We start from the raw sequence: 23,590 nt of genomic DNA, 5'->3' as shown, positions 1-23,590 counted from the left end.
TGATCGCCATGCTAGTGTTAGCTGGACATTAGATCCCTGCACTCAGTAATAGAGTGCCAGTGAGCACGCTGCCAGTGACGATTCCTATCGGTAAATGGCGTGGGCTGTAGCTTAACGTTAGGATGACCAGCATTGCCGCGAGGGAAATTATTCCCATAAACAAAATGCTCCCGTAGGCCCAGCCCTGATCGCTCGCGCAGGCACTTAAGCTAAATGCTAGTAGTAACCAAGCAAACAAGGTTAGCAAACGACTTTGCCATTGTGCTGGTGGACGATTGAACACATCCTTGAAGTGACCAAATTTAGCTAAGGCAAACAGGGCGAGGGAAAGATAACTCAAACCTAAGATCCCAAGTAGGGGAATAAATTCTGGCATCATGATTTGGCTTCCTCCAATGAAGATGACGAGCTAAGGTCGTTGGCAAGGGATGTTTGGGATTCGCTTCTACGTGCATTTTTTGCTTTTTCTGGGCGTTTAGTGGAGGCCTTAGCAATCAAAGCCACTCTTTTACTGGCAAATAGCATAGCGCCACCAAGTAGCACTGCGAGCACGTCAAATCCGACTAAAGCCCATTGATTGGATTGGATATTGTCGATGATATTGCTTGGTGATGTGAAGGCATTGAGCACGGGCAGCGCACAGCACAAAGTCCCTGTGAGTCGTAATGCGGTTTGCCACTGGCGACGTGAACGACCCAAGAAAGCCCAAACACCCATTACCGCTAACGCGATAAAGAAACTGTGAACTTCCCATTCAGAGCGGCTTGCAAAACTCGTCGATAAGAGACGATTGGCGTAAAAGAAGGCTACAGTGCCTAAGGGTAATCCTAAGATAAACATGAAGTTTAACCCTTCAACTAAACGTAATCCAAAGCTTGGTTTCTCGCCTTTATCGATCAATTTTTGCTGTTTTTGACGTAGACGAATGGCCCACATCAAAGTGCCTGTCGCGATCATAGCGCAGCCTAATAAACCGCAGAAAAAGAATAAAAATCTTAGCAGCGGGGCGGCAAAACGTGCCGTGTGCAGCGACATCATAGTATCGTAAGTCGCGGAGGCTCCTGAGGCTTCGTGCGGGCTGGCATATTTAAGCTCACCATTTACCCCGTTGAATATCAAAATATTGGCTTCATCGGTCACATCTTTACCTGTGTTTTGGTAAAAGGTCACTTGGCTATTTTGATCTTTAGGGTATGACACTATCACTTGCTTAATTGGCGCATCGCCCCATGCGGCTTTCACTTGAGGTAGTAATTGGCTCAGTTGCACCTGTGGCGCACTAATCCCCGCGGCTTTCTCGGTTTGTCTGGCGGGATTAAGTTCTTTTAAAAAAGCTTGGTTATCACCCGAATAGGCGGTATTAACCGTCCATGGGATATAGATAAGCATTAGGGTAATAAGCCCTGTATAAGTGATCATCAAATGGTAGGGCAGGGCGATGACAGAGCTCACATTGTGCGCGTCTAGCCAAGAGCGAGCGCCTTTATCCCGTCTAAAACTGAACAAATCTTTGAAGATCCGTTTGTGGATCACTATGCCACTGATAAGGGCGATCAGCATAAACATAGTGCAAACGCCGACGATATAACGCGCTGTAATAGCGGACATATAGTGCAAGTCAAAGTGCAGACGATAGAAGAAATCACCGCCGCGACTCTCACGCACTTCAGAGATCATGCCGCTGCCATCTGCTAAGGCTACATGTTCTTCAGTCTTGCCACGACGCTGACCTTTTTCTGGTGGCAGTTGCCAGCTAACGCTTTGAAAGGGGGTTCGTTCAGTTGGAAAACCTATCATCCAGCGCTGCGCTGTTGCCGGCGAATGCGCTTCTATGTAACTTTGACCTTTATCTAATTGGTTTTCGAGGGTATCGGCTGGGTAGTCTTGATAAACCCCTTTGTGTAATTCGGGTTCATTCCAAAGGCTGATCTCATGGCGAAAATAGCTCAAGCTACCCGCAAAAAAGATCAACAATAATACCCAACATACCAGCAAGCCTGCCCAGGTATGTAGCCAAGATAAAGTTCTAAAAAATGTCTCTTTCATCTTATTGCCCACATACCTTGATCAATCCAAAACATAACAAACTCACTAAGCCTAAATCTCGCCATGCATGCCAGGTTTTACGCACACAAAAGGCATAAATAATAGCAATGGCATAAAACAGGAAAGCTAACATATTGGCTGTTATCGTGCTTTCAAAGCGCGGCATAGGTAGCACTAATGTCAGCAGGCAAGCCAAGGTTGCTGCCGCAACATAACCCGCCAGTAGAGCGGCACTCGCACGGGCAAAGACTTTGAAGGCAAACTGCGATTGCTCTTGCTTAAACCATTGCACAATTCCCCGCGAAATCAGCGAGTTCGAGCGCATTTGAGTTGTAGAAGATTGCGTTGAGGTTTCAAACGCGGGTGTATTAGACATAAGTGCCACTTCTCATTTCGAGCCAATATGGGTCTGTTATGGCTATCCGTTACTGTTGATTCTGCAAAGTGTGCTTGAGCTTTTTGGCTTAACGACGAATGCATTTCTATAGCAGTAGATAGCTAACCGCGAGAAGTATAACTTAGTTAATTCAAATGATAAACGATATCATTTAGATTCGAATGTGAATCTGTGATCTTAAGCTGATCTGCTTTAGCGAGTGTAGGGTGACGAGTTTAACGTATGTAGCGTAACGAGCGCCCTGTCACAATTGTTTGTTTTTATTTGTTGATATGTGTTTAGTGGTTACTGCTTGTTTAGCGTTAGGTTAATTTTTATGCTGCCAATGTGAGCTTTATCAATTTTGATAGACGACGGTTTTGGCAGAATGCGTTATCTTTTTTACCGAGACCTAGCCTGATAACCCTATGCATAAAAATTCTACAAATGGTGAAACACACCTGTCAGATAATGCGATTTTACTATCAACGACGGATCTGAAGGGAAACATTAAATATGTGAATCAGACCTTTTCGCAGATCAGTGGGTTTAGTGTTGCTGAGTTGCAAGGGAATCCACATAACATAGTGCGCCATCAAGATATGCCTGCGGCTGCATTTAAGATCCTCTGGGAGCGAATTAAGCAGGGAAAACCTTGGATGGGGATAGTTAAAAATCGCACCAAAACGGGCGGCTATTATTGGGTGAATGCCTACGTTGCGCCTGTGTATGAAGATGGTAAAGTTCATGAGTATCAATCTGTTCGTCGCCAAGCTACCCCTGAGCAGATTAAAGCCGCTGAGAGTATTTACAGTGATATTAATCAGGGCAAGCAACCTAAAGTGTTGCGTAAAGATAGGTTAGGTTTCAGTGGCAAAATACTGCTGGCCATGTTGGTTTCGATTACGGCTACGGCGATAATTGCCAGTTATTCCCCCATAGTTGCCGCGATGGTGGGAATGAGTCTCGCGTGCCTAGCATGGTATTACCTGATGCAGCCGCTGCAAAAGCTTGTGTCTATGGCAACTAACATTATTGACGATCCCGTCGCTACGGGCGTGTACACCGGCCGCCAAGATGAGATCGGTAAATTAGACCTCGCCCTACGTTTTTTGATCACTGAAATTGGTGGCGTTGTTGGCCGTATGGCTGATTCTGCCAGTGAGATCCAAGCACAAAGTGTCAGCCTTAAACAAACCATTACAAACACTTGGGAGCATGCCGATAGTCAGAGTGAACAAACCACGCAAGCTGCGACTGCGATGGAGCAGATGAGTGCCAGTTTTGCTGAAGTAACGGGAAACATTCATCGCACTGCCTCGGAAATGGTGTCGAGCCATGAGGCGGCTCAACGCGGGCATTCTCGTTTAGAAACGGTTATTGATGCGATACATCAGTTAAGTGTACAAGTGAGCCACTTTTCCGATGTTGTACAAGCTATTGAACAAGATAGCAGTGCGATTCACCAAGTGCTCGAAGTCATACGTGCCATTGCCGACCAAACTAACTTATTAGCCTTAAATGCGGCAATTGAAGCGGCACGGGCAGGGGAGAGTGGTCGTGGTTTTGCCGTGGTGGCCGATGAGGTCAGGCAGTTATCGAGCCGTACTAGCCAATCCACCTCGCAAATTGAGTTAATTGTTAGCCGTTTTAGAGAAAGCACTCAAAGGGCGACCTCGACCATGATGGCGGGGCAGGAACAGGTAAAACGTTCGGTTAGCTTAGCGCAAGATGCGAGTGTGGCTTTTGGCGAGTTGCTTTCATCTATTTCGCGAATTAATTCTTTGAGTGATGATAATGCGGCGGCGATGACGCAGCAGACTTCGGTGGCCGCAGAAATTAGCCGAGCCATCCATGTGATCAGCGACTTGGCTCAGCAGAGTTTAGAGCAGACGCTCGATGCGGCAGCGCGGGGTGATCAAGTGTCGCGTTTATCGACCAAGACGCATCATTTGTCCCAACAGTTTTGGCAGCAGAGTGTGCAACGTAAATATTAAGCGTATTTACCTTATGTCGTATTGCATTTTGTGATTGATTTATTATTAATGCCTGTTTATAAATCAATCACTTAATCATGTTTTTCTCGCTGTTTTATTTTTGACTTCTTGATGGAGGTCACATTTAGGAGATGCTAATACCTGAGTTGACCGAAATATTTGCCAATAACCCTTGTGTTTTATCCTGCATGCCCCAAGCTCTATTAGTGAAGCAAAAATAAAAGTAATGACACTAAAAGGGACAACCTATGAAAATAAATATTTCTGGTCACCACGTCGATGTTACTGATTCTATTAGAGAAGATGTTAACGAAAAATTTGCAAAAATCGCCACCCATTTCCCCTCTCTGATCGCACTGGACATTATTATTGCGAAAGAGCATGGCGAGTATCAGGTTGAGCTTCGTACGAATTATGAAGGAAGCCGTATTTCTGCTTCAGGTACCGATGAGGTTATGTACCCAGCAATCAAAGCTGCATCGAAAAAATTAGATGCAGCACTTAAGCACCGTAAAGGTCAGCTAAAAGCGGATTTGCATGAAACCCCGAGCTGTACAACGCCCGCTATTGCCCATGAAATTATCCAAGAGATGGATCTTCGTTAGGTTTTAGTCATAACTCATCGCTTTAGATGAGCACAAAGGGGCCTTTAATGGCCCTTTTTGTTGGCAATAGGGTTTGGTTTAATGCTAATGGGTTAAATCAATGCCAGTTGCAATCCCTTGAGCACAGCTTGGGTACGGTCTCGGCAATCGAGTTTAGTGAGTATGTTAGAGACATGATTCTTCACTGTGCCCTCGGCTAAAAATACCGCATTGGCGATTTCCTTATTGGAGAAGCCACCCGCCATAAAACTGAGAATTTCCCGCTCCCGTTTCGACAATAATTCATTTCTAGTTACCCCAACGCTAGGTGCAGGTTTAGGCTCACTCATCTGTTTGAGCACCGAAGGCTCAATCAAGTAGCCGCCTTTAGCGACGGTTTCTATAGCGCATAGTAACTTGTCGAGTGACACATCCTTGAGTAAAAAGCCATTGGCGCCCGCCTGTAAACTATTGAGGAATAACTCACTGTCATCGAAGGTGGTTAACATGATGATAGGTAAACTATTGGCACTCTGGCGTATCTGTTTGAGCATGGCGATACCATCAAGATTTGGCATGCGGATATCACTGAGCAGTACATCGACGGGATTGCTGGCCAGCTGACTGAGTGCATCTTGGCCGTCTTCGGCCTGCCACAACACGCGAATGTTGTCGGAAATGGCGAGTAGGCTGGCGATCCCTTGGCGAACCAATTGCTGATCTTCCACTAAACCGACACTGATGATGTTGTTTTGCGTATCCATAGAGATCCCAAAGCGTTTTTTATAAAAAGTTAAGCGAGTGCTGGGAATGTGAGGGTGAGTTGGCAGCCGGATGCCGAGTCATTTGCCCTTAACTCCAAGGTGCCATTAAAGGGTTGTAGCCTTTCCTGCATGCCGCCGAGCCCTGTACCGAACTGTCCTGTACCGTTTAGCCCTGTGCCGCTTTTAACTGATGCGTTTCGCGCGGCTCCCCGTGTTAGCCCCACGCCGTTGTCGCTTAGTTGCAATACCAGCGCGCTTTGAGAGTCTTCCATGCTCAGTTGCAGTTGATTCGCCTTGCCGTGACGTACGGCGTTGCTGATGCCTTCCTGCAGCACTAACAGTAGTGCCTGAGTCAGTTCGGCTGATTGCAGTGGCTTCATCCCTTTGCAGTTAAGAGTCACGTTGGGTAAGCGGGTCATCAGTGCCTCTAAAGGTGGGACTAAATCCAATCCCACTTGCACTCTTTGAGCCCTGACGACGGCGCGAATACTTTCAAGTAGCTCTTTAGCTAAGGATTTACTTTGGTTAACTTGAGGTTTGAGCTCCTCGGGCGCGGTATGGCTTAGTACTTCCAATTGCAGGGAAAGCGCTGTGAGTTGGTGGCCGAGAATGTCGTGCAAATCGCGTGATATCCTTAATCTTTCTTGCTGTTCGCTGGCTTGGCTCAGTAGGGCGCGAGTGGCAATAAGCTGTTGGTTTAGCTGTTCTTGTATCAAACGTGATTTACGTTCAGAAAGCCTTGCTTGGCTACTGCTGTAGGCAAAGAGTTGAAAGCCAAGATAAATCAAAATATTGAACACGTTGCTTTGTTCATGCAATTGCCATTGCAGCAGCGCGTAATAAACAAGGTTGGCTAGCAGCAGCTGTGAAATAACTTGGCGGCGATTGAAAAACTCAGGCAACAGTGACGCCCAAATGACGAAGAGGATCGGCAGCAATGCATGGTTTGCCGTGAGTAATAAGCTCAGTACGATCAAGGGCATTGCTAGCGTGGTTATGCGGCGAAGTCGAATATTATTATGCGCAACTTTATCGGTAGCTATCAGTATAAATTGCACTACAAACAGCCCATACAGTACGGCATTTAGCATGCCTTGCCATGTATGCAATGCGGCTTGATTTATCCCAACCCAAGCGACTAATGCCCAAGTGAGCACTCCTGCAGCAATCAACATGTTTTCTTCTTTCGCTAATCGATTTTCTAGCACGAATGACGATTCCTTAATCCAATTCTGCCGACCATTCTAAGGTATCAGCGCCAGATGTCACTATGCCAAAAGTCATCTTGTTAAATTTTTGTTTCATGACTTTTGGCACCTGTTTTTCGTCCTGCGATTTTTTAAGCTAACTCCATCGCGGTAACTTATGAGCGCAAATAACAGGAGTAAGACATGAAACACGTGAACTCGGCTATGACAACTCAGATTCGCCAAGCAAATATGACCAAAAGGACGTTATCAGCGATTTGGGGCGCAGGCTTAGCTTGCTTACTCTTGTCTGCAGGAAGTATGTCGGCAGGCACCATGTCCGCAGAGAGCCAGGCACATTCCCTGACTGTGGATATCGATAATATTCAAGTACAAACTGGCGCCTTGATGGTTGAGCTTTATGCCAATGCCGAGGATTACGCCGCAGGCCATAATCCTAGCGCGTCTATGATAAAGCCCGTCACTAAGACAGAGCATAGGCTGGTATTTAGCGATCTCGCCGATGGCCAATATGCGGTCAAGGTCTTTCACGATGAAAACAACAATCACAGCTTAGATACCAATATGTTAGGTGTGCCGAGTGAAGGCTATGGCTTTAGCCATAACGCCGGCAGTTTTGGGCCTGCGAGCTTTAAAGACGCCAGTTTTAGTCTGCAGGCTGATGCGCAAATCACCATACATATCCGCTAAGAGGGGGCTACACCATGGATAGACGTCAATTTCTAGCAGGCTCAGCCGCCCTAATGACGAGTGCTGTTTGGGCAAGTTCGGTGGATAAACTACTGGCACTGGATAACGCACAAGCGGTCGCCCGTGAGCCATGGGCCATAGGTTTTAATGGGGCTGAAGGCGACTATCTGCCGCTCACTATGCAGGTTTCGGGTGAATGGCCAGCGCAATTGAGTGGGAATCTATATCGTAATGGGCCAGCGAAAATGTCTCGGGCAGGTAAGGCATATCAGCATTGGTTCGATGGCGATGGCATGGTGCAACAGTTTAGTGTGAGCAATGGGCAAATTCAGCATCAGGCCAAGTTCATCCAAACAAAGAAGTTTAAAGTCGAAGAGGCCGCTGGCGCGTTTAAGTACACGACCGCAGGCACAGTGATCCCCAATGCTTTACCTATTCGAAATAACGATGACTTGAATGTGGCCAATACCAGTTTATTGCCGCGCCACGGCGAGTTGCTCGCTTTATGGGAGGCGGGGTCACCCTATCGACTCGATGCTCAGACCTTAACCACGCTTGGTGTTAAAAGCTTTGGCGACAAGTTTAAGGGTTTACCCTTTTCCGCCCATCCACTCGATGATGGACGAGGTGGACTATGGAATTTTGGCGTCTGGTATGTCGGTGGTGAGAAGCAGTTACTTGTGTATCAAGTGGCACCCGATGACAGCATAGCCAGAATGGAAGTGATTGAATTGCCACAGGCGAGTTACTTACATGCCTTCGCGCAGAGTGAGAATAAGCTGGTGTTTTACATTTCATCCTGCGTGTATGAAGAGGGCGAAACCTATGTTGATGCCTTTAAATGGCGCCCCGAATTGCCATCGCAATTACTAGTCATCGACAAAGCTGATTTTAGCGTGCGCCAGTTATACCTGCTACCTGCGGGATTTGTGTTTCACTTTGGTCAAGCCATTGAGAAGAATGACGAACTTTCTGTGCAGCTTTGCCTCTATCCCAATTCATCTATTTTAACCCAAGGGATGAAGGGGTTACTGACGGGGGAGCGTAAAACTAAGACACCCCATGCAGAGTTAGTGACTATCACTGTACCGCTCACAGTACCGCTCACAGTAGCACTTACAGCAACTAGCAAAGCGCAGTTTGCGGAGACCTTGTCTTCCTCTGCACGTATTAACCGCAGCGGCGTGATGATGGAGTTTCCCCAGTTTTCGCAGCACATTATGGGTAAAAAACAAACTAGCGGTGAAAAAGCGTTTGCAGAGAAAACAGGCGGGGCTTCGGCGTTTGTTCCGTTATTTGGCGTTGGAGCAAGATCAGATTCAGCTGTTAACTCTGGCTCCAGCTCTAACTTTAAATATGAAGCAGAATCTGACTCTGAATCAGGGCTAAGTAACACTCTGTATTGTATTCATAATGCAAAAGACAGCAGCAAGCACAGTGTGGATACACTTGGCGACGCGAGCTATAGCGCGTTTTATCTTGGCAAAGGCAAAATTGCCGAAGAGCCGCTCTATATCCCCGCCACTGAGCAGCACGAAGCCTATTTACTGATGACTTGGCTCGATTACCATAATGCACAGTCTGGTTTGTCTTTGTTTCGTGCCAGTGATATCAGTGCGGGCCCCATCGCTTCGGCTCAAATGAACAGGGTATTGCCACTAGGGTTTCATGGCTGCTTTATTGAAGCTTAATATTTTGATCTATAAATAAAAAACGCAGCTCTTGGCTGCGTTTTTGTTTCAGGCGAAAGAAACGTTTAGTCATCAATTTCCGCATTGTGATAGACGTTTTGTACGTCGTCACAATCTTCAAGTGCGGCAATAAACTTTTCAAACATAACGACATCTTCACCTTCAACTTTAGTCATGTCCTGCGGTACGAAGGTGATATTGTCAAATTCAAAGTTAACCTCTGGCATCGCTTCGGTCAGCGCAGTTTTGACTTTAAAGTATTCAGTGTGTGGCGCGTATACTGTGATTAAGCCATCTTCAAGCTCAACATCGCTTACATCAACGTCAGCCATCATCAGCAGTTCTAAAATCGCATCTTCGTCATCACCCGCAAACACGAACACGGCTTGATGATCAAACATGTGGCCAACTGTACCAGGGCCGCCGAGTTTGGCATCGTTTTTCACGAAGGCTTGACGCACTTCGGTGAAGGTACGTTTTACGTTATCGGTTAAGCAGTCAACAATGACCATGCAGTTGCCAGGACCAAAACCTTCGTAACGGGCGGTATCGTAATCTTCACCACCGCCGCCTTTAGCTTTTTCAATTGCGCGTTCAATAACATGCGCGGGCACTTGGTCTTTCTTAGCGCGTTCAATTAAGCGACGCAGTGATAAGTTTCCATCGGGCTCAACGCCGCCTTGCTTAGCGACAACGTAAATCTCTTTACCGTAGCGTGAATAAATGCGGGTTTTTTGACCGGCTGTTTTCGCCATGGATTCTTTCTTGTTTTGATATGCTCTGCCCATCTTGATCTCGTTAGCTCAAAAAAATTGCGCCGATATTAGCAGTTTTCTTGGCATAAGTGCAGTCGTCCCTATGTGATTTATTACCTAGAAGGCGACGGGGCACGCATTTCAGGGCAAAGTTGGTTTTATCAAGGAAGATCCGCTTTTAGATAGGCAAGGACTATATCGCGATAGATTAATACTAATGTCTAATGCCATACGCTCGTGAGACTGTTGATGATAGCTAACTTCTACTTTGTTTATTTAGCGAGATAAATTATCTAGCTTATTCAGAGAAATAGACTAAAACTATAAATCTTGAGCGCTATCATAGTTAGTCCTCCCTCGTCAGTTGTAAGCAATAGCCGCTGTAATTGATAGCAGCTGAACGAAGGCTAATGATTCGACTCTTAGCATTTCCCTTTCATTTTTACCTTGCGCAGTTACGGGAAGTATATGGAAATACAGCACAAAATTTTAATTTTCATCAGTTTTACGCTGGTCACTCTGGGGAGTTTATTACTTGAGGGACTGCATCTTCCGAGTATTGTGCAGGCGGTGATCTTGGGCGTTCTTGCCTGTGGTTTAGTAGTATGGGTGTGTTTGCACGCATCTAAGGCTAAGCTCGACACCGATGAGGCAAACATTAAGGTATTACAAGAGCAAAGCATCCCCGCCCACGACATTAGTGTGCAAACCAGCAAAATGGCTATTGGTTCGGCTGAGGTGTCGCATTTTATTGATTTACTGAATAAATCAATTGAATCAAATGGCGAGCATGCCAGCGCCATTGCGGTTGCCGCGGGGCAATTGAGTCACACTACGGCCCAACTTGGCGATAATGCGGCAGATATTTTAGGCCAAGCTCAAGAGGCTGAGCGCGTTAGCGTGCAGGGACGAAGTCAAGCTCAGAAAGGTGTTGCGGCCATTCGTTCACTGAGTACGGATATTGATACCGCCGCTGAGCAAGTGCAGGCGCTTAAATCAAGAGCCGAAGAAATCCAAAAAATTACCGAGGTGATTAACTCCGTTGCCGAGCAAACGAATCTGTTGGCGTTAAATGCGGCCATCGAAGCGGCTCGAGCGGGAGAGCTGGGTCGAGGTTTTGCGGTAGTAGCTGACGAAGTACGCAGCCTTGCGGGTAAAACCGCGGGTGCAACCCAAGATATTGGCAAAATGCTATTAGAAATCCGCAGTGAAACGGATAAAACTTCTGGGCTGATGGAGCGAGTCGTGACGCAAACCGCCGATGTGGTCGCCGCCATGGGCGAGTTAGACGCGCACTTCACTGAGATTTCGGCTTCTGTGACCCAATCGGCCCATGCCTTAGGTGATATGGAAGATTCACTCAAACAATATAACAACACTACTAACGACATTAGCCGCTCGGTGACTCAAATACGTGACTCGTTAAATTCGACGGGTAAACAGAGTCATAGCGTATCCGAGCAGGCCTTTACTTTATCCTTGACCACTGAGGGTATTTTTAAAGCGTTGTCTAAATGGGATACACAAACCTTCGATCAGCAGGTTCTGCAATTGGCGAATGTTGCCGCTAAAGCGTGCGGTGACAAGTTAGCACAAGGTTTAGCCAGTGGCAGTTTTAGCGAGGCTGATTTGTTTAATCCTAAATACCAACCTATTACCAATACTCAGCCGCAGAAATACAGCACGGCTTTCGATCGTTATACCGATCAGCATTTTCCAACAATTCAAGAGCCCATTCTGGCAAAACACAGCGAAATTATTTATGCGGGAGCCGTTGATAGGAAAGGTTATTTTCCGACCCATAATAAACGCTTTAGCCAAGCGCTGACAGGCAAAGTTGAGGTTGATATGGTGCACAATCGAACCAAACGCTTGTTTAATGATCCGACAGGGATCCGTTGCGGCGCCCATACTGAACCTGTGCTATTGCAAACTTATAAACGCGATACGGGCGAAGTGATGCACGACTTGTCGGTGCCCATTTTTGTAAACGGTAAACATTGGGGCGGATTTCGAGTGGGATTTAAAGCTAAGTAGATTACTGATAACTCAAATTTAGGTTATTTACTCTAAAAAATGCATAAAAACGCATCTTTATTTGTGTCTTATATGTGATCGATAGTAGGTAATCGATTAACATAATAGAAATAGATTGGCATCTTTTTGCCGAAGTGCTTAAATAGCCCAAGGTGTACAGTATAAGACAGTATTGTATCCAATAAAAAATCATAAAATTTGAATAAGACCTTAAGCAATTGATTTAAAATGTTTAAAATATCTTTCTGGATATTTTAAAATGTTGAGGACAGGGAGCTCTCTTGCGACGTAAATATAACGCAGTAGATGCTGCTTAATGTGAGTTAAATGTGATGCAAGCAAATCAAGCGACTGTAACTGTTTTATATTATGATGCGCCCGTAGGGTTAATTATGCACAACGCCGTATTAGGTAATTTGCCAGTGAGTGAAGCTGGGCGTGTGATGATACCTGCAAGTTTCCGCAAGGGAAAATCTATCATTGCTGTACTTGAAGGTGAGTGTAAGATATTGAATTCATTAGGCGAGCGAGTGTTTGCTCAAGCTAATATAGGTTAACATTTTAAACTAATCGTCATTCTTGGGACGAATAATTCGCTTTGCTAAATTATCGTCCCGACATCTTCTGCAAAAATTCTATTCAATACATCTATTTCTATTAATGTTAGCGCTTGTTCGCCTAATCATATTCGGTTAGTCATTCAGATATTTACTGTCCCACAAATTAACGCACTTTAATGGCAGACTTCTGCCATTAATTGGTCTGCAAGGTACTGTAAGGTTTCGGCATTAGGATGGGTGTGGGCGAAGGTTCTTAAACCATAAATTCCCATCATTAAATATTGGGCTCTTTGCTCGCAGCTGCGATTGCCTTGGAGGAGTCCTTGTAACGTTGCAGTGGCAAATTGTAGCGTGAGTGCTTGCTGCCAAGATTGTAGATACTGATTGATGATGTCTCGGATCTCAACATCTTGCTCTGCAATTTCATTTAACGCTTTTGTCAGTAAGCAAGCTTGGGCGCTATCGCAACTCAGACATTCAATAACGAGATGATCTAAGTAGGTTTTCAAATTAGTCAGCACATTCTCGCCATTGCCGAATAGATTGTTGAATTGCTCGTTTCTGTCGAGTTGATATTGCTCAATGGCCGCGATTAGTAATCCGCGTTTATTGGTAAAAGCGCAGTAAATCGACCCCGGATGTAATCCCGTGGCTTGAGTTAGATCTTGCATGCTCGTTTTGGTGTAACCCTTGTGCATGAAGGCGGCCATAGCGCCGCGAAGTACCTGTTCTCGGTCGAACTCTGCATTACGCATCGAATTTAATTCACTTGTATAGAAACGCTTAGGCCAGATTCTACCTAAATTTGAACGAACATTCAAAAATTAACTTGAATGATCGTTCAAATAATAATATCTTGAATGCATATTCAAGAATGGGACTGAGAAAATGACCACACAAACCACACCAAATTCCTTGGCAAATCTGTTCGAAACCTACTCGCTTAATGACACTATTACCTTAAACAATCGTTTCTTAATGGCACCTTTGACCCGTTGTATGGCCGATGCCGACTTAGTGCCAACCGACGATATGGTTGCTTATTATGAACGCCGCGCCGAAGCGGGTTTGATCATCACAGAGGCGACGATTATTCGTCCCGATGCTCAAGGTTACCCAAATACCCCTGGTATTTTTACTCAAGCGCAAATTGCTGGCTGGCGTAAAGTGACCGATGCGGTACATGCCAATGGCGGTAAGATTTTTGTGCAGTTATGGCATACGGGCCGTGTTGCTCATCCACACTTTTTCGGTGGTGGTGATGTGCTTGCGGCATCAGCACAGAAGATTGAAGGCAGTGTGCCAAGAATGCGCGAACTGACTTATGTCACGCCAAAAGCTGCCACGCTCGAGGATATTCAAGGTTTAGTACGTGATTACGCCAAAGCGGCAGAAAATGCCATTGAAGCGGGGTTTGATGGTGTTGAAATTCACGGCGCTAATGGTTATTTAATTGACACCTTTTTACACCATGACAGCAACCGCCGCACCGATGAATATGGTGGTACACCTGCGAATATGTCGCGTTTTGCACTGGAAGTGGTCGATGCTGTCGCGGCGCGTATTGGCAAAGACAGAACTGGTTTACGGATTTCTCCGGGCGCTTATTTCAACATGGCAGCCGATAGCCGTGACCGTGAAGTGTTTGATTATTTTTTACCTGAGCTTGAGTCGCGCGATATCGCCTTTTTGCATATTGGTATTTTTGATGACAGCATGCATTTCGACTATCTTGGCGGCAACGCTTCAAGCTATGTGCGTGCACACTATGGCAAAACCTTAGTGGGAGTGGGAAGCTACAGCGCTGAAACCGCCAGTGAAGCGATTGAGGCGAATAAGTTTGATTTGATTGCTATCGGTCGTCCATTTATTGCCAATCCTGACTATGTTGCTCGCGTGCGTGAGGGCGTTGAACTTGTTCCTTACAGCGACGAAATGCTTGCAAGCTTAGTGTAATTTCGCTTAATAGCTTTATAAATAAAGGGTTAGCATTGGCTAACCCTTTTTGTTTGTCTTTCTCGCGTTTTTATTTAATCTGCTTTAACTAAGGATCTAAGTGCGGTGAGCTTTTGCTGAGCGATGCCGAAAATGCTCTCGGGAGAATATTGCCCTTGGCTAGGTGCGGCTGTTTGCGACAAGCTACCCGCGGTTTTACCAAGCAGTAACTCCATGGCTTGAGTCACATGGGTAATAGCCCAAATATGGAATTCCCCCTGTGCCACTGCATCGACAATGTCTTTGCGCAGCATAAGGTTGGCCATGTTCGAGGCAGGAATAATCACCCCTTGCTCCGGCGTACGGCCTTTTATTTTGCAGACATCGAAGAAGCCTTCAATTTTTTCATTCACGCCGCCAATGGGCTGAGCCTCACCAAATTGGTTCATCGAACCTGTGATGGCAATATCTTGCCTAATTGCTTGCTCGCTTATAGCCGAGATAATCGCGCAACATTCGGCCATTGAGGCGCTGTCACCGTCCACACCACTGTAAGATTGCTCAAAGGTGAGGTAAGTGGTGAGCGGGATTTGCGCCGTTTTGCCTAAAACCGAGGCCAAGTAAGCTGTTAAGATCAGTACGCCCTTAGAATGAATTTGCCCTCCAAGTTTGACTCTGTGCTCGATATCCATCACTTCACCCTTACCAAAGGCCGTGGTTGCTGTGATGCGATTAGGCATACCAAACTGGTGATCTGAGGTCGATATCACAGATAAAGCATTGATTTGCCCGACCATTTTACCTTGAGTGCTGATCAAGGTTGTGCCGTTACTAAAGCTTTGCATTATGTTGTCGTGTAGGCGCGAGACTCGTTGCTCTTGATTACGCAGCGCTTGCTCAACGTGTGGTACTAAAATTTGTTCACTGCCTGCCGATTTTGCACAGTAGTTAGATTCTCGCAGCAGGTTAGCTACATTAGCTGAATGCAGCGACAGCTTTTGCTGATCCTCAGCTTCCCGTGAGCTGTATTCAATGATGCGCGCTATGGCGGCACGATCGCAGTGCAACATATTGTTGTCGTGTACTATGCTAGAAATAAAACGAGCATAATGCGCCTCAGAGGTTGGAGTTCTGTCCATCACATCTTCAAAATCGGCGGTAACACGAAATAACTCACTAAAGTCAGGATCATAATGCTGTAACAGCTGATAGGTTTCATGATCGCCAAACAGAATAATTTTCACATCTAAGGGGATAGGTTCTGGTGCCAGTGAAATCGTACCGGACAGCGAAACTTCCCGTTCGAGTGAGCTTAAATCCAGTTTGCGTGAACGCAGGGCACGCTTGAGTCCGTCCCACACATAAGGGCGCTCTAATACTTTTACGGCGTCCATCAACAGTACACCGCCGTTAGCTTTGTGCAGGCTACCTGAGCGAATAAGCGAAAAGTCGGTGAACACTGTGCCTCTAAATGTGGCGTTCTCCACATAGCCAAATAGGCTGTGATAACTCGGGCTTTCTTCAACGACTATGGGGAATTTTTGAGTGCCTTGGCCGACCAAAACGTTAACTTGGTAGCGGCGGGGCATTTTCTTTTCAAGTGATGCGTAAGCTAAGCCCAGTTGTTCTTCGCTTTCTTCTAAAAAAATGTCCAGATTATCTAAGATATCTGCCTGCATACCCGTTAAGAAAGTGCGCGCCTCAGGCTGATGTTTAAACTTATCTTTGAGTGGCTTAATAAAATGAATTAACACTTCTTTGGCAACTTGTTCGTCATGCTCTTGCTGTTTATCGCTGAACTCTTCTTCCCATTCAGTGATTTGGCGAATAATACCCCGTAGTTTAACCTCTAGGCCATTGATATTACTTTCAAATTGACTACGTTCAGTCTCTGTCAATGCTTCAAATGAGCTTTCGTCGTGGGGTTCTTCACCATTTAGCGCCACCATTTGGTAGTCGCCCTGCAGGGTTAAACTGAGGCTTATGCCTTTTTGTTTCGCTTCTTCGGTTAGTTCTGAGAGTGCCACTTCTTGTTTGTGTGCCAATTGGCTTTTGAGTTTTTCGGTGCGGGCATAATACATTTCATTATCAAAGGCTAAAGGCATAGCTTTGACAAGTTTAAGCATCAACTTTTCGACGGCTTTTTTAAATTCAAGCCCAGTCCCTGCGCTCAGTTTCAGTACTTTAGGGCAACGGGTATCATCGAAATTAACCACATAGCACCAATCGTACAGGGTATGGTCGTTTGGCTCGTGACGGCTTAGGTAACGCAGCATCATGGTCCGTTTGCCGAGGCCGTTCTGACCTATGGCGTAGATGTTGTAACCCTTTTCTTTAATTCCCATTGCAAACTCTACCGCTTGCTGGGCGCGTTCTTGGCCGACAATATCATTGAGAGGTGTGAGTTCTGCTGTCGATTGGCAATCTGTGCTTAATTGGTCGAGTTCGCAAATGCGATATAATTGTTTACTGTTGAGCAGGGTAGCTTGGCTTGATACGACGTCAGTGGGCATAAATATCCTTGGTTTTTCAGCCTTATTATTTCCATTGTAGACAATAAGATAGCATTTTTGTCAATCAAAACTCTGTTATTGCTGATATATGTCTTTAGGGATGGTTTTCTCTCGCTAAGAAAGTGCTGAATTATCGGGGGAAGACTTAATTGATTAAGTCTAACTAATTGTTACTCAATAAACTTATCGCGATACTGACACTAAAATTTTGTGCTAAAGTAGCAAATGCAATGTTAGTTGGATTTACCCGTGCAAGCAGTCTGCTGAGTGTGAGTAAGTTAGTGTGAATTTTGATGGTTTGACCTCTACCACCCTAAAAGGTGGATATGATGGAGTAAGTTTTAGATCTAACCTTAGTGCCAATTGAGATGTATTGATTTGATGTTAAACGTAAAATTTTATGAGATTTTACTGCTTGGTTAACGTTTTCCCTCTGTAGCAATATTGGGCATGTGTTTAAGGTCTTACGGTATTCTCGCTGTAGGCCGATTGAGCAGTAACGAGATCTGAGTTGGCAAGATGATGATAGATGTACCTATTACGCAGCAACAGCTGGATAACTGGTTGAGTGACTTAAATTTAGTCGCTGAGATATCAAGCAGTAAAGCAATGTTATTAGCATGGAATGCTGCGGGTGAACTTAGCAGCATGTTAAGTTCAGACTCTGCGGCTGAAAGTGAAATACAGGCAATACTCAGCCACCTAAGTGGCAATCATTTGGCTAACCCCCAGCCTGCGATAAGCCAGTCCGTTGTGATGCCATCAATGCTCACACCATCAGAAGTTGTTCCAAATCCATTTGATATTATTGATAAATCTACTATTTCCCCTCTAAGCAATGCTAAGTTGTCCAGCCTGAGTGAGCCGATTTCAGCATTGCCGCGATTAGGCAGTCATCAAATCACGGCTGCATTATCTGTATCACAGCTAACTGAGCAGGTACGTGAGCCTCTGTTAATTATGGATACTCGGCAGCACTCAGATTGGCACACTTGTAGCGCAATCGGCAGCGTGATTTGTTTATCTCTCGCTTGGCCATCTGGGGCAAATTTTGGCTTTTTATGTTTTTATCACAACGAGGCGCTCGGCGTAGATTCGAAAACGCTGCAGCTGGCAAAGCTTATCAGCGATAGCATTCAACGCCAGTTAGGCGAGATATTGAGCCAGCACAGTGCGGCCGAAGCATTAAGCCGAGGTGCGCCAACGTGTGTCGATACGGTCGATTTACAAACCTTTATTGATAGTTTTGAAGAACATATTTGGATGAAAAATGCCGCTGGCATTTACACACTCTGTAATCGCAGCGTCGAGAAAGCATGGGAAATGCCCCGAAGTGAGATTGTCGGTAAATCCGATGTCGAACTCTTTGGTGCTGAAATTGCGAATATTTTTCTAGAGGGTGATAGGCTCGCTATCGAGTCTGGCATGCCTATTATTGTCGCTGAGTGTTTAGACGGCAATGAAGCTAAAAATCATCTTTGGTTAGAAACGCTCAAACTCCCAACCTTAAATACCCAAGGTGAGTTTGTGGGCGTTATCGGTATGACTCGCAATATTTCCAAGCATAAAGCGGTTGAAGAACAACTGACACTGGCGACCAATGTGTTTAAAAACTCGGTCGAAGGCGTGGTTGTGACCGACAGACACGGCAATATCACCGACGTAAATGGCGCATTTTTTGAGATCACAGGTTATGTGAGGGAAGAGCTGCTCGGTCAGAATCCACGGATTTTTAGCTCGGGTCGCCATGATAAAGCATTCTTCGACAAACTGTGGAATGCCCTGTTGGCTAACGGTAAGTGGAATGGTGAAATCTGGAATCGGCGTAAAAACGGTACTATTTTCCCGCAAAATATCACCATAAGTACGATTTATGATGAAGTCGGTGATGTGCGTTATTTTGTCGCTGTGTTTGCCGATATTTCTGCCCAAAAAGAGAATGAAGCGCAACTCACGCACTTAGCGTATTTCGACCCGCTAACGCATTTGCCTAATCGCATGAAGTTTATGATGCAGCTCAAACAGGAAGTGCGGCAAGCTAAGCGGCTGAATTTGCAGTTAGCGACAGTGATGATAGATGTCGATTTGTTTAAGCATATCAACGACAGTTTTGGCCATAGCATAGGTGATGAAATGCTGGTCGAGCTTGCCAAGCGTTTACGCAGCCAAGTAGGCGATCAGGATGTGTTATCGCGGATTGGTGGCGATGAGTTTGTGGCGTTAATTTCGGGGATTGATAATAGCGAAGATGCCACGGTTGCCATTAATCAATTACGCCAAGTGTTTGACCAACCTTTTATTGTGAGCACGGGCGACCACTTGCGTTTGACCGCGAGCATGGGCGTGTCTTTGTATCCAAGTGATGGAGCCGATGCGGACACTTTACTGCGTAACGCCGATGCGGCCATGTATCGCGCTAAAAATGATGGCCGCAATAATTATGCTTTTTATACTGAGTCCTTAACGCAACAGTCTTTTGAGCATCTTAAGCTGCAAAGTGCCCTCTATGGCGCGATTGAGCAAAATGCTTTGTACTTGATGTATCAGCCAAAACTCGACTTAGTGACTCGAAAAACCGTGGGATTTGAAGCGCTGCTGCGTTGGCACGATCCTCAACTGGGTTTAATTTCCCCCGCGGTATTTATACCCGTGGCTGAAAAAATTGGTCTTATCCATGAGATCGGTTTATGGGTGCTAGAAACCGCCTGTCGTCAGGGCATGCGTTGGCTTAGTGAAGGTAAACACTTTGGCCGCATTGCAGTGAACGTGGCTGGACAGCAGTTACAGCGCAGCTCCTTTGTGGATGATGTGAAACGTGTCTTAGCTGAAACGGGCTTACCCGCCAAACACTTAGAGCTTGAAGTGACTGAAAGTGTGATGATGCAAAATCCCGATCTTGCTATCCGCGACTTAAAGTTACTTGGCGATCTGGGTATCGAATTATCGGTCGATGACTTTGGAACCGGTTATTCATCGCTGAATTATTTGAAAAAACTACCCATCCATAAGTTGAAGATTGATCAATCCTTCGTGCGGGATATTCCCTTCGACACTAACAATACCGCGATTGCTAAAGCTGTGATTGCGCTTGGACATGCGTTGAAGCTCGACATTATCGCCGAAGGAGTGGAAACCAAAGAACAAGCCGATTTTCTGCAACAAAATCAGTGCGATCAAGCCCAAGGTTATCTCTTTAGTCGTCCGCAACTACCAGAAGATCTCGACGCATTTCTATCGTGATGCTGGCGTATTGCGAGACTGACTTATGGTAAGGCTAACTATCCTGAAATTGATTTAGTTTCACCCGATAGAACCACAGGGCTAGCGCTATGGCGCTAGTCGCTTGGGTTTGTGTCTGCTAAGATTCTGGTCATTATTTTCAGTGGTTAACCGCAATGTCTTTTAGTGTCTTATCCTTAAACTCCACATTAGTGAATACCTTAGCGAGCCTTGGCTATGAGTCGCCAACGCCTATCCAGCTAGAAGCTATCCCTGCCATCTTGGCGAAACGGGATGTGATGGCTGGCGCCCAAACGGGTACAGGTAAAACCGCGGCGTTCGCCTTGCCAATCTTGCATCATTTGTTGGCACTCAGCCCTGCGCAAGAGTTAACCGCGGTGAGACCTGTACGTGCATTAGTCTTAGTGCCGACACGTGAACTGGCGGTGCAGGTACAGCAGAGTTTTGTTAAGTACGCTAAAGGGACAGATATCCGTGTCGGCATCGCCTACGGCGGCGTGAGTATCGATGCGCAGGTCGCTGTGTTTAATGCAGGGATAGATGTGTTAATCGCAACACCGGGTCGCTTACTCGATCACCTCAGGCAAGGCGCATTGGGTCTTAAGCAATTGAGCGTGCTTGTGTTTGATGAAGCCGACCGTATGCTCGACATGGGCTTTATGGATGAAATTCAAGCCGTGCTCAAGCAAGTGCCGAGTGACAGACAAACACTGTTATTTTCTGCCACCTTAGATGCCGCCATCTTCAGCTTAAGTAAAACTTTACTGCGCGATCCCAAGTTGATTGAAGTTGCCAAGCGCAATACGACCGCTGCCGAAATTGAGCAAGTGGTTTATGCCGTCGACGCCGACCGTAAAACCGAACTCGTCAGCCATCTAGTGCGCAGTAAAAACTGGCACCAAGTGCTGATTTTTAGCCGCACTAAGCAAGGCGTCGACAAACTGGTTCAGCAACTCAATAAAGCCGATATTATCACTCAGGCGTTTCACGGTGACTTGTCCCAAGGTGCGCGCGAGAAAGTCTTGCAGGAATTTAAACAAGGCAAAATTCAAGTGCTGGTAGCCACGGATGTCGCCGCCCGAGGCCTAGATATCGTCGAGCTCAAGTACGTGATTAATTTTGAGCTACCTTTTATCGCCGAAGATTATATTCATCGTATTGGTCGCACAGGTCGAGCGGGCAGTGCAGGGCTTGCCATCACCCTTTTTAGCCAAGAGGACGCCCTATTACTGGAAGAAGTCGAAGTTGTATTAGACAAGCGTTTACCACAGCAATGGTTACCCGGCTTTGAACCCGACTTTAATAAAATGGACACCGAACCAAGACGTAACGGCAAAGCGGCCCAAAAACAACGTGCTAAAAAGCGTGCTTTAGGTGGGAAGGGGAAAAGGTAGGTTTTTAGGTGCGGCGTCTGGGTGGCTGAATATAATAGATTTTAGATCAAGTGGTTACGTGATTTATTATTGGTTAGCCGAGCATGAGCGGGTGATGGATAAAAATGAAGACGCCTATAAAAAGAAGAAAAAAGTTGAACAATGGTTACAAGACAGAAATATTGACTTCAGCATAATTACTCCTGGCTTAAAGGGGAATTCTGGCCAACAGACAGAGGCTTTTTTTGAATTGCAAAAACCAAGGCGTTAACCGTGTATTTTTATCCACTAAGTAAAGCCCATTAAGGAACTTGGTGTTGGTCAGGCTGATGTATTGGCTAAATTAGTTTTGAGCTGATGGATATGAATTAAGGATATGAGTGATGAAGTATTTGTTACTGCTTATAGGTCTTTGCTTGTATGGCTGCACTTCCACCACTTTGGAGGTCGCCAGTGTTCCTTCAATCAAGCCGTGGGATTCTGTTCCTGATACGAGAGAGTATACGCAGAACAAGAGTCTTGATAAGTACATTGAGTTTTCTAGCGTCCATCTCTCATTGTTGTTGACCAATTATGAAACCAAGTACCGCGGTAATGCCATATTGGGTATTGAAATGGAACGTTGGCCCGATAGCCAATTTAATGATGATGAAATTATACTCGCATTGGGGATAAAACCCTTGAAATTGCATGTTGAGTTAATAGCAAACAATATTGTGCTAATCATGAAGGTTGATGGTGTTGAACAGCATTTGAAGCCATATAGGATACTGAAATTTAAAGACTATGATACTAAATTTTGTGGTTTTGATAACTCTTTTGGTGGATGGGGTACTCGCAGTGTAGATGTTGGCGATAAGGAAGATAGTTTACTGGTCGACAGTAAATTTGCAGATAATTGTTATAACTTGTACTTTAAATTCCCTGAAAAGGTCGAAGATGTGGATTTTGCTCTCGATTTTTCCGGCTCCCTGCTACCGCTGGATAATCATCAAGTCATCTATTTTCATAAAAAACTGATTAAGTGGAGATCATCAAACTAAAACGTGAGAAGCCACTTTAAGTTGTTATTGTGGGATTAAACCAAATTTCTAAAAGCCATGACTTTTGGAACTCAGATATATCAAAGTTGGTTGGTTTTCAGGGGTATGATACTGCAACGGGAATGGTACTTTCAGGAACGGAAGCCTACAACACGGCCTTTCAAACATGGAGTTTGCTTGGTATGGCACCCAGTGCTGCATTCACTGGTATAGCAATGAGCGCCAGCACTCCTTATATCTATGATTTTTCGAAAAGGAATTATTATGAATAGGATCTGGGGCTTAACTCTAATGTTATTCAGTTGTACGAGTATTGAAAATCGTTATTACGATTTAAATACCCGTATCGAGTATTCTGAATATTTAAATAGTTTAAAAAATGACTATAAAGAGGGGCGATATTATAGTTTTGACGCTGTAAATTTCACTGAAACAGGCGACCGTCAACCTAGTTTAGCAAGACTTAAAAAACTGATTAGCTTACATGCGAACATCCCTGTTGATTGTAAGAAAAATATGGAAATCATCGATAGCACAAGGAATTTATACGAGGGTGGTGGGGAAAGCATTATCATCAAGTGCAGTGAATGATATGAGCTAAGTTAAAACGTTCGGTGTTATGTTAGATTGCTGGTCGCAACTTTGTGCCAAGCAGCATCTTCAGTTATGTACTTAGGTGTTAAGTAAATTGGCAAATAGAAACAGTTTCATTTTAGCAGGTACTATTGCGCCAGCAATGGCGGGACAATATTACGCATTAGGCGTGGGTAACTACCAC

At 45.3% G+C, this 23,590-nt stretch carries 21 protein-coding genes; 13 read left to right on the top strand and 8 right to left on the bottom strand.

Going from position 1 to position 23,590, the window contains the following annotated elements; genetic code table 11:
• Positions 1 to 28 precede the first annotated feature (28 nt).
• Genes L5L77_RS06615 through L5L77_RS06605 form a run of 3 tightly spaced genes read right to left on the bottom strand, consistent with a single transcriptional unit; the run spans position 29 to position 2,422 of the window.
• Complete coding sequence (locus L5L77_RS06615; RefSeq protein WP_113940646.1) at positions 29 to 379, bottom strand: DUF3325 domain-containing protein; 351 nt, start codon at positions 377 to 379, stop codon at positions 29 to 31.
• Positions 376 to 2,046, bottom strand: coding sequence for a PepSY-associated TM helix domain-containing protein (locus L5L77_RS06610; RefSeq protein ID WP_263222433.1), 1,671 nt, complete (start codon positions 2,044 to 2,046; stop codon positions 376 to 378). The genes L5L77_RS06615 and L5L77_RS06610 overlap by 4 nt, the downstream gene beginning before the upstream one ends.
• Before the next feature lies 1 nt (position 2,047).
• Positions 2,048 to 2,422 (bottom strand): DUF3649 domain-containing protein, encoded by a 375-nt coding sequence (locus L5L77_RS06605; RefSeq protein ID WP_263222430.1) that lies wholly within the window; start codon positions 2,420 to 2,422, stop codon positions 2,048 to 2,050.
• A gap of 428 nt (positions 2,423 to 2,850) precedes the next feature.
• On the opposite strand from L5L77_RS06605, the gene L5L77_RS06600 reads away from it, so the two are divergent.
• Positions 2,851 to 4,419 carry a methyl-accepting chemotaxis protein gene (locus tag L5L77_RS06600; protein WP_263146115.1) on the top strand — a complete coding sequence of 523 codons (1,569 nt, stop codon included), beginning with the start codon at positions 2,851 to 2,853 and terminating at the stop codon, positions 4,417 to 4,419.
• 248 nt (positions 4,420 to 4,667) lie between these two features.
• On the top strand, positions 4,668 to 5,024 hold the full coding sequence (gene hpf / locus L5L77_RS06595) for a ribosome hibernation-promoting factor, HPF/YfiA family (RefSeq protein WP_028760784.1): 357 nt from the start codon (positions 4,668 to 4,670) through the stop codon (positions 5,022 to 5,024).
• Positions 5,025 to 5,116: 92 nt separating this feature from the next.
• Here the strand turns inward: hpf and L5L77_RS06590 are convergent, their stop codons facing one another.
• Positions 5,117 to 5,767, bottom strand: coding sequence for a response regulator (locus tag L5L77_RS06590; protein ID WP_263222429.1), 651 nt, complete (start codon positions 5,765 to 5,767; stop codon positions 5,117 to 5,119).
• Between the two features lie 29 nt (positions 5,768 to 5,796).
• Positions 5,797 to 6,975 (bottom strand): sensor histidine kinase, encoded by a 1,179-nt coding sequence (locus L5L77_RS06585; RefSeq protein ID WP_263222427.1) that lies wholly within the window; start codon positions 6,973 to 6,975, stop codon positions 5,797 to 5,799.
• 183 nt (positions 6,976 to 7,158) lie between these two features.
• Between L5L77_RS06585 and L5L77_RS06580 the strand changes: the two genes are divergently transcribed.
• Both L5L77_RS06580 and L5L77_RS06575 read left to right on the top strand, forming a co-directional pair.
• Entirely contained in the window at positions 7,159 to 7,665 is a 507-nt protein-coding gene (locus L5L77_RS06580; protein ID WP_263222424.1) for a DUF2141 domain-containing protein, read from the top strand.
• A gap of 14 nt (positions 7,666 to 7,679) precedes the next feature.
• Positions 7,680 to 9,356: a carotenoid oxygenase family protein gene (locus tag L5L77_RS06575; protein ID WP_263222423.1), complete on the top strand. Its 1,677-nt coding sequence runs from the start codon at positions 7,680 to 7,682 to the stop codon at positions 9,354 to 9,356.
• A gap of 65 nt (positions 9,357 to 9,421) precedes the next feature.
• Here L5L77_RS06575 and L5L77_RS06570 read toward each other — a convergent pair whose 3' ends face one another.
• Entirely contained in the window at positions 9,422 to 10,144 is a 723-nt protein-coding gene (locus L5L77_RS06570; protein WP_028760779.1) for a YebC/PmpR family DNA-binding transcriptional regulator, read from the bottom strand.
• Positions 10,145 to 10,579: 435 nt separating this feature from the next.
• Here L5L77_RS06570 and L5L77_RS06565 point away from each other — a divergent pair, with 435 nt between their 5' ends.
• Both L5L77_RS06565 and L5L77_RS06560 read left to right on the top strand, forming a co-directional pair.
• Entirely contained in the window at positions 10,580 to 12,148 is a 1,569-nt protein-coding gene (locus L5L77_RS06565) for a methyl-accepting chemotaxis protein (RefSeq protein WP_263222422.1), read from the top strand.
• 332 nt (positions 12,149 to 12,480) lie between these two features.
• Positions 12,481 to 12,705, top strand: coding sequence for a TIGR02922 family protein (locus tag L5L77_RS06560; protein WP_028760777.1), 225 nt, complete (start codon positions 12,481 to 12,483; stop codon positions 12,703 to 12,705).
• A gap of 176 nt (positions 12,706 to 12,881) precedes the next feature.
• Here L5L77_RS06560 and L5L77_RS06555 read toward each other — a convergent pair whose 3' ends face one another.
• Positions 12,882 to 13,463 carry a TetR/AcrR family transcriptional regulator gene (locus L5L77_RS06555; RefSeq protein WP_263222420.1) on the bottom strand — a complete coding sequence of 194 codons (582 nt, stop codon included), beginning with the start codon at positions 13,461 to 13,463 and terminating at the stop codon, positions 12,882 to 12,884.
• A gap of 133 nt (positions 13,464 to 13,596) precedes the next feature.
• On the opposite strand from L5L77_RS06555, the gene L5L77_RS06550 reads away from it, so the two are divergent.
• A complete protein-coding gene (locus L5L77_RS06550; RefSeq protein WP_263222417.1) occupies positions 13,597 to 14,664 on the top strand; it encodes an alkene reductase in 1,068 nt (355 codons plus the stop codon).
• A 74-nt stretch (positions 14,665 to 14,738) separates the two neighbouring features.
• On the opposite strand, the gene L5L77_RS06545 is transcribed toward L5L77_RS06550, so the two are convergent.
• The gene (locus tag L5L77_RS06545) at positions 14,739 to 17,156 is read right to left on the bottom strand and encodes a Lon protease family protein (protein WP_263222415.1); all 2,418 of its coding nucleotides are present in this window, start codon (positions 17,154 to 17,156) and stop codon (positions 14,739 to 14,741) included.
• A 519-nt stretch (positions 17,157 to 17,675) separates the two neighbouring features.
• Here L5L77_RS06545 and L5L77_RS06540 point away from each other — a divergent pair.
• The 6 genes from L5L77_RS06540 to L5L77_RS06515 all read left to right on the top strand — a co-directional run bounded on the left by L5L77_RS06540 (position 17,676) and on the right by L5L77_RS06515 (position 23,403).
• On the top strand, positions 17,676 to 20,396 hold the full coding sequence (locus L5L77_RS06540; protein WP_263191485.1) for a bifunctional diguanylate cyclase/phosphodiesterase: 2,721 nt from the start codon (positions 17,676 to 17,678) through the stop codon (positions 20,394 to 20,396).
• Positions 20,397 to 20,551: 155 nt separating this feature from the next.
• Entirely contained in the window at positions 20,552 to 21,790 is a 1,239-nt protein-coding gene (locus L5L77_RS06535; RefSeq protein WP_263191484.1) for a DEAD/DEAH box helicase, read from the top strand.
• Positions 21,791 to 21,884: 94 nt separating this feature from the next.
• Entirely contained in the window at positions 21,885 to 22,040 is a 156-nt protein-coding gene (locus tag L5L77_RS06530) for a hypothetical protein (RefSeq protein ID WP_263191482.1), read from the top strand.
• 112 nt (positions 22,041 to 22,152) lie between these two features.
• Positions 22,153 to 22,812, top strand: a complete 660-nt coding sequence (locus tag L5L77_RS06525; RefSeq protein ID WP_263191480.1) for a hypothetical protein — start codon at positions 22,153 to 22,155, stop codon at positions 22,810 to 22,812.
• A gap of 29 nt (positions 22,813 to 22,841) precedes the next feature.
• Positions 22,842 to 23,084 carry a hypothetical protein gene (locus L5L77_RS06520; protein WP_263191479.1) on the top strand — a complete coding sequence of 81 codons (243 nt, stop codon included), beginning with the start codon at positions 22,842 to 22,844 and terminating at the stop codon, positions 23,082 to 23,084.
• A complete protein-coding gene (locus L5L77_RS06515) occupies positions 23,077 to 23,403 on the top strand; it encodes a hypothetical protein (RefSeq protein ID WP_263191478.1) in 327 nt (108 codons plus the stop codon). The genes L5L77_RS06520 and L5L77_RS06515 overlap by 8 nt, the downstream gene beginning before the upstream one ends.
• Positions 23,404 to 23,590: the final 187 nt, after the last annotated feature.

The organism is Shewanella sp. SM29 (genome assembly GCF_025654245.1).
Taxonomy (GTDB): Bacteria; Pseudomonadota; Gammaproteobacteria; order Enterobacterales; family Shewanellaceae; genus Shewanella; species Shewanella oncorhynchi.
Note: the sequence above shows the minus strand (reverse complement) of the source record. Positions and strands in the feature narration are given on the sequence as shown.

What these genes read in the sequence shown, in the direction of transcription:
- L5L77_RS06615 (WP_113940646.1), bottom strand. Translation starts at nt 379, where the DNA reads ATGATGCCAGAATTTATTCCCCTACTTGGGATCTTAGGTTTGAGTTAT.
- L5L77_RS06610 (WP_263222433.1), bottom strand. Translation starts at nt 2,046, where the DNA reads ATGAAAGAGACATTTTTTAGAACTTTATCTTGGCTACATACCTGGGCA.
- L5L77_RS06605 (WP_263222430.1), bottom strand. Translation starts at nt 2,422, where the DNA reads ATGTCTAATACACCCGCGTTTGAAACCTCAACGCAATCTTCTACAACT.
- L5L77_RS06600 (WP_263146115.1), top strand. Translation starts at nt 2,851, where the DNA reads ATGCATAAAAATTCTACAAATGGTGAAACACACCTGTCAGATAATGCG.
- hpf (WP_028760784.1), top strand. Translation starts at nt 4,668, where the DNA reads ATGAAAATAAATATTTCTGGTCACCACGTCGATGTTACTGATTCTATT.
- L5L77_RS06590 (WP_263222429.1), bottom strand. Translation starts at nt 5,767, where the DNA reads ATGGATACGCAAAACAACATCATCAGTGTCGGTTTAGTGGAAGATCAG.
- L5L77_RS06580 (WP_263222424.1), top strand. Translation starts at nt 7,159, where the DNA reads ATGAAACACGTGAACTCGGCTATGACAACTCAGATTCGCCAAGCAAAT.
- L5L77_RS06575 (WP_263222423.1), top strand. Translation starts at nt 7,680, where the DNA reads ATGGATAGACGTCAATTTCTAGCAGGCTCAGCCGCCCTAATGACGAGT.
- L5L77_RS06570 (WP_028760779.1), bottom strand. Translation starts at nt 10,144, where the DNA reads ATGGGCAGAGCATATCAAAACAAGAAAGAATCCATGGCGAAAACAGCC.
- L5L77_RS06565 (WP_263222422.1), top strand. Translation starts at nt 10,580, where the DNA reads ATGGAAATACAGCACAAAATTTTAATTTTCATCAGTTTTACGCTGGTC.
- L5L77_RS06560 (WP_028760777.1), top strand. Translation starts at nt 12,481, where the DNA reads ATGCAAGCAAATCAAGCGACTGTAACTGTTTTATATTATGATGCGCCC.
- L5L77_RS06555 (WP_263222420.1), bottom strand. Translation starts at nt 13,463, where the DNA reads ATGCGTAATGCAGAGTTCGACCGAGAACAGGTACTTCGCGGCGCTATG.
- L5L77_RS06550 (WP_263222417.1), top strand. Translation starts at nt 13,597, where the DNA reads ATGACCACACAAACCACACCAAATTCCTTGGCAAATCTGTTCGAAACC.
- L5L77_RS06545 (WP_263222415.1), bottom strand. Translation starts at nt 17,156, where the DNA reads ATGCCCACTGACGTCGTATCAAGCCAAGCTACCCTGCTCAACAGTAAA.
- L5L77_RS06540 (WP_263191485.1), top strand. Translation starts at nt 17,676, where the DNA reads ATGATGATAGATGTACCTATTACGCAGCAACAGCTGGATAACTGGTTG.
- L5L77_RS06535 (WP_263191484.1), top strand. Translation starts at nt 20,552, where the DNA reads ATGTCTTTTAGTGTCTTATCCTTAAACTCCACATTAGTGAATACCTTA.
- L5L77_RS06530 (WP_263191482.1), top strand. Translation starts at nt 21,885, where the DNA reads ATGGATAAAAATGAAGACGCCTATAAAAAGAAGAAAAAAGTTGAACAA.
- L5L77_RS06525 (WP_263191480.1), top strand. Translation starts at nt 22,153, where the DNA reads ATGAAGTATTTGTTACTGCTTATAGGTCTTTGCTTGTATGGCTGCACT.
- L5L77_RS06515 (WP_263191478.1), top strand. Translation starts at nt 23,077, where the DNA reads ATGAATAGGATCTGGGGCTTAACTCTAATGTTATTCAGTTGTACGAGT.